This is a genomic window from Reinekea forsetii (assembly GCF_002795845.1).
Classification (GTDB): domain Bacteria; phylum Pseudomonadota; class Gammaproteobacteria; order Pseudomonadales; family Natronospirillaceae; genus Reinekea; species Reinekea forsetii.
The window spans coordinates 1,336,425-1,348,306 of the sequence record NZ_CP011797.1 but is presented as its reverse complement, the minus strand read 5'-3'; the positions used below and the strand labels follow the sequence as shown (position 1 = coordinate 1,348,306).

The 11,882-nt window shown below is 50.8% G+C and carries 9 protein-coding genes; 8 read left to right on the top strand and 1 reads right to left on the bottom strand.

Annotated features, from left to right (window positions below; translation table 11 throughout):
- The first annotated feature begins 80 nt into the window (after nt 1-80).
- From ydiJ to REIFOR_RS06245, 6 genes are all read left to right on the top strand, one after another.
- A complete protein-coding gene (gene ydiJ, locus REIFOR_RS06270; protein ID WP_100256743.1) occupies nt 81-3,125 on the top strand; it encodes a D-2-hydroxyglutarate dehydrogenase YdiJ in 3,045 nt (1,014 codons plus the stop codon).
- A gap of 129 nt (nt 3,126-3,254) precedes the next feature.
- Nucleotides 3,255-4,025 (top strand): extracellular solute-binding protein, encoded by a 771-nt coding sequence (locus REIFOR_RS06265; RefSeq protein WP_100256742.1) that lies wholly within the window; start codon nt 3,255-3,257, stop codon nt 4,023-4,025.
- A gap of 136 nt (nt 4,026-4,161) precedes the next feature.
- Nucleotides 4,162-5,439: a tyrosine-type recombinase/integrase gene (locus tag REIFOR_RS06260; RefSeq protein WP_227003779.1), complete on the top strand. Its 1,278-nt coding sequence runs from the start codon at nt 4,162-4,164 to the stop codon at nt 5,437-5,439.
- A 132-nt stretch (nt 5,440-5,571) separates the two neighbouring features.
- Nucleotides 5,572-6,099 (top strand): hypothetical protein, encoded by a 528-nt coding sequence (locus REIFOR_RS06255; RefSeq protein ID WP_100256740.1) that lies wholly within the window; start codon nt 5,572-5,574, stop codon nt 6,097-6,099.
- Nucleotides 6,100-6,188: 89 nt separating this feature from the next.
- The gene (locus REIFOR_RS06250) at nt 6,189-6,365 is read left to right on the top strand and encodes a helix-turn-helix transcriptional regulator (protein ID WP_100256739.1); all 177 of its coding nucleotides are present in this window, start codon (nt 6,189-6,191) and stop codon (nt 6,363-6,365) included.
- A 163-nt stretch (nt 6,366-6,528) separates the two neighbouring features.
- On the top strand, nt 6,529-9,069 hold the full coding sequence (locus REIFOR_RS06245; protein ID WP_100256738.1) for a DUF3987 domain-containing protein: 2,541 nt from the start codon (nt 6,529-6,531) through the stop codon (nt 9,067-9,069).
- Nucleotides 9,070-9,295: 226 nt separating this feature from the next.
- Here the strand turns inward: REIFOR_RS06245 and REIFOR_RS06240 are convergent, their stop codons facing one another.
- Nucleotides 9,296-9,667, bottom strand: coding sequence for a hypothetical protein (locus tag REIFOR_RS06240; RefSeq protein ID WP_100256737.1), 372 nt, complete (start codon nt 9,665-9,667; stop codon nt 9,296-9,298).
- 511 nt (nt 9,668-10,178) lie between these two features.
- Between REIFOR_RS06240 and REIFOR_RS06235 the strand changes: the two genes are divergently transcribed.
- Together REIFOR_RS06235 and REIFOR_RS06230 are read left to right on the top strand one after the other, a co-directional pair.
- Nucleotides 10,179-10,889: a tetratricopeptide repeat protein gene (locus REIFOR_RS06235; protein ID WP_100256736.1), complete on the top strand. Its 711-nt coding sequence runs from the start codon at nt 10,179-10,181 to the stop codon at nt 10,887-10,889.
- Nucleotides 10,890-11,326: 437 nt separating this feature from the next.
- Nucleotides 11,327-11,626: an HAD family hydrolase gene (locus tag REIFOR_RS06230; protein WP_158524307.1), complete on the top strand. Its 300-nt coding sequence runs from the start codon at nt 11,327-11,329 to the stop codon at nt 11,624-11,626.
- Nucleotides 11,627-11,882: the final 256 nt, after the last annotated feature.

The window sequence follows — 11,882 nt, the reverse complement described above, 5'->3', positions numbered from 1 at the left end:
CGTTCGCGTCAGCAGTGCCGAAATCGGTCGCCAGCGCATGAGCATAGCGACCTGCCCTACATTTACGGAGCCCAAGCCAGATGTTGCCTCGCCTACACGAACTGACTGAAACCCAATCGGCCTATCTCGCCTATCTCGACGAGGTCCGTTTGGCCGGTTTTGAGGGCGATATCTGCCCGGACTATGCCCAGCGCACCGTGCTGGCGACCGACAACTCCATCTATCAAATTCTGCCTCAGGCCGTGGTCTTACCTCGTCATGCCGAGGATGTGCAAATACTCACTCGCCTGGCGGCAACCGACCGCTGGCAAGCCATCGTGTTATCCCCGCGCGGCGGCGGCACCGGCACCAATGGCCAGTCATTGACCGACGGCCTGGTTGTCGATCTGTCGAAGTATCTCAATCAGATCCTCGAAATCAATGCCGACGAGGGTTGGGCGCGGGTACAGAGCGGCGTGGTTAAGGATCAACTCAATCACGCCCTAAAACCCTATGGGCTGTTTTTTGCGCCGGAATTGTCGACCAGTAACCGGGCCACCATCGGCGGTATGATCAACACCGACGCCAGCGGCCAGGGTTCAGTGCTCTATGGTAAGACGCGCGATCACGTCCTGGAGCTGGACACGGTATTGCTCAGCGGCGACCGCCATCACAGCCAGCCGATCGACGCCGATACGCTAAAACGTCTCAGTGCCGGCACCGACCGCATCGGTCAGATCCATGCCACGGTCGACGATGTCTATCAGCGTCGCCAGGCCGATATTATCGCCAAGTTCCCCAAGCTCAATCGCTGCATGACCGGTTACGATCTGGCCCATATCTACGATCAGGGCCAATTTAACCTCAACAATATTATCTGCGGCTCCGAAGGCACGCTAGGCTTTGTTGTGGAAGCGAAACTCAATCTAGTTAAAATTCCCAAGCTGGCAGCCCTAGTCAATGTCTTCTATGGCTCCTTTGAGGCCTCATTGCGCGATGCCCAGACGCTGCTCAGCGCGCAGCCCTCATCAATCGAGACCATCGACAGCACGGTCTTGGGCTTAGCGCGTGAGGATATTATCTGGCATTCGGTCAGTCAGTTTTTCGATGCCCAAGGGCAGTTTATCGATGGCATCAATCTGGTTGAATTTACCGCTGAAACAGAAGCTGAGTTAGAACGCAATATCAGCAATCTGACCGATCGATTGCAGGAGCAGACCGGTCAGACCGGTAAGAACATCGGTTACGCCATCGCCCGCGGCCATCAGCAGGTGCAACAACTCTGGTCGATGCGCAAGAAGGCGGTTGGCCTACTCGGCAATGCCAAGGGCGAGGCCCGCCCGGTGCCGTTTGTCGAAGACACGGCGGTACCGCCTGAAAATCTGGCCGACTTTATTATGGAGTTTCGCGCCGTCCTCGATAAGCATAAGCTGCGTTATGGCATGTTTGGTCATGTCGATGCCGGCGTCTTGCATGTCCGCCCCGCGCTCGATCTAAAGGACGAGGCCCAATTCAAGCTGGTGCGCCAGATTACCGATCAGGTTGTCGCCCTGGTCAGTAAATACAATGGTCTGCTCTGGGGCGAACACGGCAAGGGTGTGCGCTCGGAATTTTCGCCGACCTTTTTCGGCGATCTCTACCCGGAATTGCAGCAAATTAAACGCGCCTTCGATCCCTTTAATCAGCTCAATCCCGGCAAGATCGCTACCCACCAGGACAAGATCCCGCTGCTGCGCATCGATGAGGTTGGCACCCGCGGCGAGCTGGATCGAACCATTGCCGTCAAGAGCTGGACCCAGTTTGGCTCGGGCATGTACTGCAATGGCAACGGTGCCTGCTTTAACTGGGACCCGAACGACGCCATGTGCCCGTCCTTTAAGGTCACCCAGGATCGTCGCCAATCGCCCAAGGGCCGAGCATCACTGATCCGTGAATGGTTGCGTCTGCTGAGCGAAAAGAATGTCGATACCACCGCACTGAGCGAGCGGCAAAAGCGCCGTGTGCCGCTGCTGCATTTTATTCCCCGTGCCTGGAACAGCCTAAAACAGCGCCAAGGCCAATACGATTTCAGCCATGAGGTGGCCGACTCGATGGCCGGTTGTCTGGCCTGTAAATCCTGTACCGGCCAGTGCCCGATCAAGGTCGATGTGCCCGAATTCCGCGCCCGCTTCCTGCAGATCTATTATGGCCGTTACCTGCGACCGCTCAAGGACTACTTTATTGGTAGCCTGGAATTCATTATCCCGGTGCTCGCCTTTGCACCCTTTAAGTGGCTCTACAACACCGCCATGTCACTCAATCCGGTTAAGCGGGTGCTACGCGATGTCGCTGGCATGGTCGACAGTCCGCTGATCCACTCGCTGAATTTTCGCCGTGAACTGCGCCGACGCAAACTTTTCTTTGCCGATCCGATCTTGCTCGATGGCCTGTCGGCCAGTGAGCGCGAACGTTCGGTGATCTTGGTTCAGGATGCCTTCACCAGCTTTTTCGAAACCCCGGTGGTACTGGATATTATCGACTGCCTGCAGGAGTTGGGCTTTAGGGTCTGGGTCATGCCGTATGCGCCCAATGGCAAACCCCTGCACGTGCACGGCTTTTTACATCTGTTCGCGTGGGTTGCAAAACGCAATCAACGCAAGCTGCAACGCTTAGCCAATACCGGCATTGCCCTGGTCGGTATCGATCCCTCCATGACCCTGAGTTACCGTGCCGAGTACGTTAAGTACGTAAAACTGGCCGTGCCACCGGTCTACCTAGTGCAGGAATTTTTGGCGCAGCACAAGGAGCGCTTAGCCGCTCAGGCGCATCGGTTTAATACAGGCTCAGTCAAGCTCTTGGGTCACTGCACCGAAAAGACCAATGCCCCGGCGGCGATGAAAGACTGGACCGAGATCTTTGCCATGCTCAACCAAACCTTGAACCACGAGGCGGTCGGCTGTTGCGGCATGGCCGGCACCTATGGTCATGAAACGCGCAATCGCACCAACTCGGAAAATATCTATAAGCTGTCCTGGCAGGCCGTGGTCGAAAACCAGCCGAGCGAGATGCTGCTCAGTACCGGTTATTCCTGTCGCAGCCAGGTCAAACGACTCCATCAAAAAACCTTGGGCCACCCGCTGCAATATCTCCTGCAGTGCCTTAAATAATCCGCGTTCAATCGGGCTGGGGCCTGTGGCCCGGCCCAGCCCCCGAGCCAACTAATCATCGCTAAATAAAGCCCCAGGCTATTTCTTGTACTATCGTTATCTATTACTCCCATTGCTTGAGATCCATAGATGACTCCATCACTTTGGCGCAACATTTGTGTCCTCGCGGCGGCCACCCTGTCGTTCTCGGCAGGGGCTTGGGCCGACGCCAACACCCTGCGCATCCTAACCTGGGAGGACTATTTCGATCCGGAACTGATCAGCCGGTTTGAGGCGACGCATCAGGTCACGGTCCAGTCCATCTATTATGATAACGATGAGGTTCGCGACCAGATCATGGCCGAGAACCAGGGCAATGGCTTCGACCTTATTTTGGTCGATGATATCAAGCTGCCGACCTATATCGATCAGGGCTGGCTCGCGCCCATCGCCACCGAACGACTCGTTCACCTAGCCGGACATGGTGAACTGTGGCATCAGCGGGTACCGGGCATAGAGGGCTATGCGATCCCATACAGCTGGGGGACCTATGGCATCACTTATCGCTCTGACCTGCTCGACACCGCACCGACCCGCTGGGCCGACCTGTTCGAGCCCAACGAGGCCTTAACGGGTTTTATTCAAATGCTCCCCCAGGCCTCAGAATTGTTGGTCATCGCCCTACTGGCACAAGGTGATGGACCGAACAGCACCGATCCGGCCGAGCTGGCCGAGGCCCTGGCGCTGCTCAGTGCCCAGAAACAGCGCGTAGCCTATTATCAGACCTTAGATTTCGATGACAACTTGCTCAATCAAGGGCTGGTCAAGGCGGCTATGTCCTATAATTCCGATGCGATCGTGCTGCAAGAGCGCTACGACAATATTGAATTTGTCGTGCCGGATGAGGGCACCATTTCATAGTCTCGATTCATCTCAAACCAATGCTCTGCAGCCCATTACTAGCGGGCCTTTGCGTATTTACTTGTCTTATCGCATCTTATCAAATATCATCAAATCCTAGTTTTTATGGAGGGCTGTATGGCGGGTAGGTGTTACGGTGCCCGGCTACAGTCACCGAAGAGGATTTATGCCAAAACGCGCAAGAGAATTAACAGCAGTTGAGATTCGACGCCTTGTATCCGCCTCCAAACAAGGTGTGTTTGCTGTCGGTGTTATCAGTGGGCTCTATCTGCAGATACGCGGTATAACCTCAACCAGCTGGATTCTAAGAAAGACCATTGGTTCAAAACGCCGTGAGATCGGCTTGGGGGCCTACCCTGCCATTGGCTTAAAAGAAGCTCGGGAAAAGGCTAGGTCCTTCATCGAACAGATAGCTCAAGGCATTGACCCAATCCTCGAACGACGAGCACAAAAGGCGGCGATCATCGCCAGCCAGGCGAAGACGGTAACCTTTGAACAGCTCGCCCAAGAGTTTATTAATAAAAAGTCTCTCGAGTTCAAAACCTCTAAACAGACTCAAAAACTAACAACAATGCTGAAAAGCTATGCATACCCCATTATTGGCTCAATGGTGGTCAGTGACATCGAGCGGGCTCACGTTGTGAAACTGTTGGAGCCAATATGGCTAATCAAGAATGAAACTGCCAGACGAACCCGAACTTATATTGAACAAGTGCTCAACCTGGCCATAGCCAAGGGCATTAGAACCGGTGAGAACCCCGCTCGCTGGAAAGGCAACCTAGACCTATCACTGGCCGCACCAAATAAAATTGCTCGAGTGGAGCATTATGCCTCGTTGCCCTACCAACAGCTGCCTGAGTTTATGGCCAAGCTACGCCATCAAGATCGGCCAGGTGCAAAGGCCTTGGAATTACTGATTTTGACCGCTGGCCGATCTGGCGAAGTGCGCAACGCGGTGTGGGCGGAATTTGATCTACCCAACAAGGTTTGGACAGTTCCCGCTGAGCGGATGAAAGCGGGCAAGGTTCACCGTGTGCCACTGTGCGCTGATGCGATCGCTCTATTGGAGGCTCTGCCACGTTCAAATGAGTACGTTTTTCCGAACTCGACAAGCGGGCGACCGATCACCGATAACACCATATCCATGGTCCCAAAACGTATCGGCCACAAAGTTACGGCTCATGGCTTTCGATCGACATTTAAAGACTGGTGTAGCGAGCACACAAGCTACGCTGACGAAGTTTCAGAGCTTGCCTTAGCCCATGTAGGTAGTGACAGCACACGGGCCGCCTATGCCCGTTCAGAGCTATTGGACAAGCGACGTCGGTTAATGGATGAGTGGGCCCTGTTTGTTAAGCACGGAGCCGATCAGAAAGCCGCAAGCGTTACATTGATTGGGAGTTCGGGAGCATGAGTAATGCGCGAGGTTACAATTATGCAGACGAAGAACGGCGCACAAGTCTAATCAGCGAACTGACCTCCTGGACAAGCGTGCGCCGATTATGGATGAATGGGGAATATACCTAACTAACGTGGAGGCGTTATCGTGAATAAAAAACTGAACAATTCTACACCGTTAAAGGCGGCTCTTTTAGACAAATGGGAGGATATCGCTAACCCCGAAATGAAGAAACTATTCAAGAAAGAATCAGAGCGACTAGTCGACGAGGTAAACCAAAGGTGGATAGACCGGGGCATAACCGATCCCGATCAAATGAAAGCGTGGCACAAAAAAATGTGGACTGATCATTATCGAGAAAACATCCTTGAGGGTTTAGTTTTTACTCCAGAGCAGCTTTACGAAATGAGATACGAAGTCCGCAAATGCTCCGGCGGTAGACCTGTTGATCATGAAGCTATCCAAGTGGCATTGATGGCATTTCATGAAGTTCACCTAAAAAAAGGGAAAAGCGCAGAAGCAGTCAAACTAGCAAAAGATAATTTAGATGACCATTTCCATGCCAAAACGACAAGCCACAAGAGTAGCCAGCAGCTCTTGGATTGGCTAAAAACGATTATCTATTTTACTGACATCGAGCTTTCGCCTGCTCATCGCGGCAAAGAAGAACGGTAACTAGTAGCCGAGGTTTATCGTGTACTCTTAGATCAAACTTGTCTATTTAATGGCTATCGCATTCATATAAAACGAATTGAGGCGATAACATGACTAAACAATATTTTTCCGACAAAGCACTAGCCGAACGTTACGAAGTCAGTCGTGCAACGATATGGCGGTGGTGCAAGGAAGATAACTTACCCAAACCTAAAAAACTAAACGGATCAACTCGTTGGCTATTGTCAGACTTAGAAGCCTGGGAACAGCGGGAGGTGATCGCATGATCTGCCTTCGGTCCTTCTCGATGCCTGAGCAGGCAACCATAGCGCCGGTAATGTTAGCCAATCTATGGAACCCAGTAGCAGGCCAATGGTTGGATGATCATGACCCCCAAGGTCGACTATATGGAATTGCCCGCTATGTGCTAATTCAGCAGGAGGTGGCCTTATGACTGCAACCGTTAACGACTATAGTCTGGCTAAGAACGCAGAACCAGCCCTAGTATCGGGCTTAGGCCAGCACCATAGCGATCGCAATACAGCGAAGCCACAAGCCTATCTGACCATTAGCCTATCTGAGATTGAGGCCATGCTGTCCAATCCTCAGCAGGTCGAAAAGGCCGAGGCCCGTTGGTTCATTCCGTCCACATTAATGGATCGACGCCACGCAAAGCAGCACGACGAGGGCGAATATTGGGCACTGTGGGCGGAGACAGACGCACCGACCGCAACCCTAAACGATATGGTAACGGCTATTAGCGCCAAGCTGCCGGGTGTCCAGATGCTGGCGTACACAACTAAAAGCGCGACCAAGATAAAGCAGAAAGCTCGATTTGTTTTGCCATTGGATGAAGCCATAGACGGCAAGACTTTCATCATTATGCAAAATATTTTCAATAGCATTTTGGCCGAAGCCAATATCGTCCCAGACCGCGCAAATGAGCGTGCCGGGCAGCTTTGTTATTTACCGAACAGGGGCGACTGCTATATAACCGAACACGTTATAGGCGACAAGCTGTCACCAAGCATGTGGCGCGACAGAATCACTCAAGCGGTCGAGGAACAGAAGCAGGAGCAGAAGGCCCAAACGGAGCGTATGGCGGCCGCAAAGGTGAAGCAACACCAACGTCAGCAGACCGACCAATTAAGCCCCATAGACGCCTTTAACGAGGCCTATGAGCTGCCACTGTTATTTGCCCAGTACGGCTACCCGAAGAAAGGCTCGAAATGGCTCAGCCCCAATAGTTCGAGTAAAAGTCCTGGCGTTACAACCAAAAGTAATCGCTGGATGAGCAGCCACGAGTCGGACAGGGACGTTGGTGTTGGGAGGGCCAATAACAGCGGCGCAAGCGGTGATGCGTTTGACCTGTTTATGTTTTACGAGCATGGCAACGACCGTACCGCCGCACTGAAGGCCCTAGGAAACACGTTCACGACGCCTGACGGCACAACCCTGACAAAGTCTAACCAGAGGAACTACATGCAACAGGCAGCTGCTGCCGGGCCTCTGATGGTTAATAGCTCAGTAACCAATTGGCCTAGCCTAGCGGATCCTTTTACTGAATATCCTGTGCCGGCTTTTCCGATGGAGATATTGCCCGATGCATTTAAAAGCTATTGCGAAGAAAAGTCAGCACAGTCCGGTTTTGACCCTGGCGGCTATGCCTTTTGTCTGTTGATAACCGCAGGGAATACCATTGACCATCGCGCCAAGTTAAATCTTGGCCCGTTTAAAGTGCCGGCGTTTTTATGGGGTGGTATTGTTGGTGATTCAGGCCAAGGCAAAAGCCCGGTAATTAAAACGTCAACGTTTGCTGCTGATGACATAAATACAGCCACGGTTAAGGAGTCGATCCGGTTGTTAATAAAATGGAATAAGGCCGTAAAACGGGCAACGACAGATAAGACTGATCCGCCACCAAAACCAGAATGGAAGCAGCGGCATGCCACTGACCTAACGACCGAGGCACTAGCCCAACTGTTAGGGCATAACCCCGAAGGCGTGAACCTATATTTTGATGAAATAACTGAGTTTATCGGTCGCATGGACGCATACAGTGGGAAGGACGGTGGTAAAGATCGTGGGGTCTATCTGCGCTCATATGACGGCGGGCAGGTCTCAATTAACCGAGTTAGCAAGACCCCATTGGTTGTAGAGGATTTTAGCGTCGGTATCCTTGCAGGCATTCAACCAGAAAAACTTGCACAATTATTCAGAAAGAGCGGTGGCGGTTCAGATGGACTTTATCAACGGTTTTTAATGTATTGCCTTCGCCCGGCTGGTGAAGTTGATTATATGGCTCACAATGACCCGCTGGCTGCATCCAGTGTCTCGTCTATATTTAAAACATTAGACGGCTACACAGGCTTTCAAGTTGAGTTAAGCAATGAAGCTAAACGCATGATGATGGATTATCACAATTCGATCCGAAAACTTGCACAACGGACATCCGCACAACGATTTGGCGAACATTTGGACAAGTTCCCTGGGATGCTGGGCAGAATATCGTTTTCTTTGCATTTGATAGACGCAGCGGCAAATGAAACCGACCCTCGGCGGCTGTTGAAACCTGAAACGATGGATAAAGGCATGAGGCTTATGGGTGTCCTCTATCGCCACTCAGAGGCCGTTTACCGTGTACTCGATATGCAAACGGATGACATCCGAAAACTCGTTGTGAGTACCGCCGAGGCTGCGCTGGCTAAAAAGTGGATTACGTTTAAGCGGGGCGATCTAACGAGAGATGCGACCTACTGGCAGCAGGCGGATAACCACCAGGCCGAAGCAGCCATTGATAATCTTATTGAGCTTGGTTGGATTGTTGATATTACGCCTGCGACGGTACCGGGCAAGCGAGGTAGGCGGTCTGATGGGGTTTTTAGTGTCAACCCATTGGTTCATAAGCAATTTCAAAACCACGCAGCTCGGATAAAACAGGCCAGGACGGAGCGCTATGCAGCGCTAAAAAACGTAACGATCTCTAATTAATTGGATTTCTTGTATGCGCGTACGAGGTATAAAATAAATAAGGTCTCTATACTTACTTAATGTCTCGTACGCGCATACAACTTATCCAACTAATTGATTACCGAGTTTTCCCGGCATGGATGCCCATAAGCCTCTTGCAGTAAAAGATGAACCATGACAGATGGGCTAGACACAAAAATGCACACGCATCATAAGCTGACACATGTTTTTTGTTAATCTAGAATTATTAACCAATAATGCTTCCGATTGAAACACCCAAAATGGTCGTAAATACAAAGCCTATAAAAAATAAGATAATAGTTGCAGGAATTGCCGCAATTACAAACTTTATCATGAATATAACCATTGAAATAAACGGCATGCGTATATCTATGACGACTACTTCATTTGATGTGCCATTTGATTGAATTCTTACAGCGCTATCAGAATTCGAAGTTGATCCTCTATTGATTTCGGCGCTATCTATATACCATTCTCCGTCAACCTTCTTTCCTATATAAGATTCATCGAGAATCATATTTATAATTCTGGTGCGATTCATATCCTTTATTTTTGCAAAATCTTCTACTGAGATCATTCCGATTGGTGCTTCTGCCATCGTGAAATTCCTCGTGACTGCCTAAAAGCCAACAACCCAGCACTCGCCATATGTGACTGGTGTCGGCTGTTTTTCTTGGATAAAGGCTATTACTCGACTCTATCCGCTTTACCGGGTCTCAGTTTAGCATTAGCTGACAAAGGCCAGAACCCAGCTTTGTGGTAAATCAGTCTGCTGCCTGCATGGGTATCTGTCAATTTAATAGCCTTGGCGAAGGCACCAACTGGACTTTACTCGAGATACGGACAGTTTTTGGTCAAATATATCGATACCAGTTACTTGAAAGTACTGAGTTAGTTCTATTTGCTACTTTAAGTTTCAAATATCGGTCCATTAAATTTCATATTGGGGTAAAAACTTTAGCCCAGACATCGTTAAATATGATATTTTTTAACATAGTTCGTATCAACTAGCCTCTTGAAATGAGGTTTTTTCGATCGCGACGCCTTAGTAGCTTGGCTAACCAGTATCCGGTGGCCGGCTACAATTTTGACCGTAAGGGTGAGTTTCCATGGATATATCAAAAAAACGACTTTCAGTTAGAGCATGGCTTGGTTCAGCAATCCTTTCGGCTATCGGGTTACTGTCGCCTTTAGTTTTCGCGGATGTTGAAAAGGGCTTCACATATTATAATTTAGGTCAATTTACAGAGGCATTGGCTGAGTGGACGATTGATGCAAATGGTGGAGATTCTAATGCGCAATTTGCTCTAGGATACATGTACGATAACGGTCAAGGTGTCCCCCAGGATGCCAAGAAAGCCGTCTACTGGTATACGCTCTCGGCCGAGCAGGGAGATTCAGGCGCGCAAGTTAATCTAGGAAACATGTACGATGTCGGTCTAGGCGTTCCCCAGGATGCGAAGAAAGCCGTCTACTGGTATACGCTCTCGGCCGAACAGGGAGATGCTAGAGCGCAAGCTAATCTAGGATCCATGTACGATAACGGTCAAGGTGTCCCCCAGGATGCCAAGAAAGCCGTCTACTGGTATACGCTCTCGGCCGAGCAGGGAAATTCTATTGCGCAGCTTAATCTAGGAAGGATGTATGTTTTCGGTAAAGGCATCGAGCCAAACTTTGAACTCGCCTACATGTGGGCAAATCTAGCTGCCGCCAACGGCGCAGAACCGGATGTTCGAGATGCGGCTGCGGAAGAATTAAATAGTGAACAGCTTGCCCGCGCTCAAAAGATGTCCAGTGATTGGGCCGCCGCACACCCATAGCTGGGTGTACTGGATCCCTCGCCAACTAACAGACACTGCCAGCTCAATGAGGAATTATTAAAGCTGGCAGATTCATTCCTTGCTTAGCATTTCGATACAAAAGCCTCTCAACAATAGTATTCAAACGCCTTCCAATTAGTGAGACAATACCCATATATAATTAAAGGGTATTTTCGTATGCGCCCATTTCAATCGCACTGAGCAACGGTATGCTGGTTCACACGCCGCTACAGCCCCCCCAGGGGGCATAGCCAGCCTCTGTAGCTTATAGGCCCAAGTACCGTTGGGGTACCTCTCCTTCATCGCTAGCACACTTGAAAACCAAAACCACGATAGGATGCGTTGGCAATAAATCGCCAAAGATCAGACAAAGAGCCAGGCTCACAAGAGATCATTAGCGGTGCTCAAAAGGCCATTCATTTCCGGGGGTGCTAATCTTGACCAATAAACCCCAGATCTTTGCCGACCAACGCGTGGCCCATTTTCTTGCCCGCTGGCCTTGGCGTGTGGTCCAAGGTCAGGTTGAGGGGCTCGCGGTAAAACCCAGCACCGATGTCTCAAATCTTGTTACCTCAGCCCTAGGCCTAACACCGGAGCAGGTGCTCTATTTGGGGGATAGCGATGTGGATATGTACACCGCCCGTAACGCCCGCTACCGGGCCGTGGGCGTGATCTGGGGTTTTCGTTCGGAAGCGGAGCTTCGCGCCGCCGGAGCGCAGGATATTGCACAGTCCTGAGCAGATAGTGGCGTTTTTGGGATAGGGGCGCTGTTGCTCCAACAGCGAACCGCTTCACCCAAATTACGCACGGCGTTTAAAGAGAACGACTACCTCAGCCGCCGCTATACAAAACACAAAGAGAGCACCGAACTGTTCTAGCGATAATAATAGCCCTTCGCCATCAGAAAATGATTTTAGGGCTTGAGCAAAGGGTGGCGGGACCAATAACAGCATCCGAAGGGACCAATTCGCATTGTTATAATATGGACCAACG

Excerpts from the sequence above, each read along its gene's own strand:
- REIFOR_RS06240 (WP_100256737.1), bottom strand. The coding sequence starts at position 9,667 with ATGGCAGAAGCACCAATCGGAATGATCTCAGTAGAAGATTTTGCAAAA.
- REIFOR_RS06250 (WP_100256739.1), top strand. The coding sequence starts at position 6,189 with ATGACTAAACAATATTTTTCCGACAAAGCACTAGCCGAACGTTACGAA.
- REIFOR_RS06245 (WP_100256738.1), top strand. The coding sequence starts at position 6,529 with ATGACTGCAACCGTTAACGACTATAGTCTGGCTAAGAACGCAGAACCA.
- REIFOR_RS06235 (WP_100256736.1), top strand. The coding sequence starts at position 10,179 with ATGGATATATCAAAAAAACGACTTTCAGTTAGAGCATGGCTTGGTTCA.
- REIFOR_RS06265 (WP_100256742.1), top strand. The coding sequence starts at position 3,255 with ATGACTCCATCACTTTGGCGCAACATTTGTGTCCTCGCGGCGGCCACC.
- ydiJ (WP_100256743.1), top strand. The coding sequence starts at position 81 with ATGTTGCCTCGCCTACACGAACTGACTGAAACCCAATCGGCCTATCTC.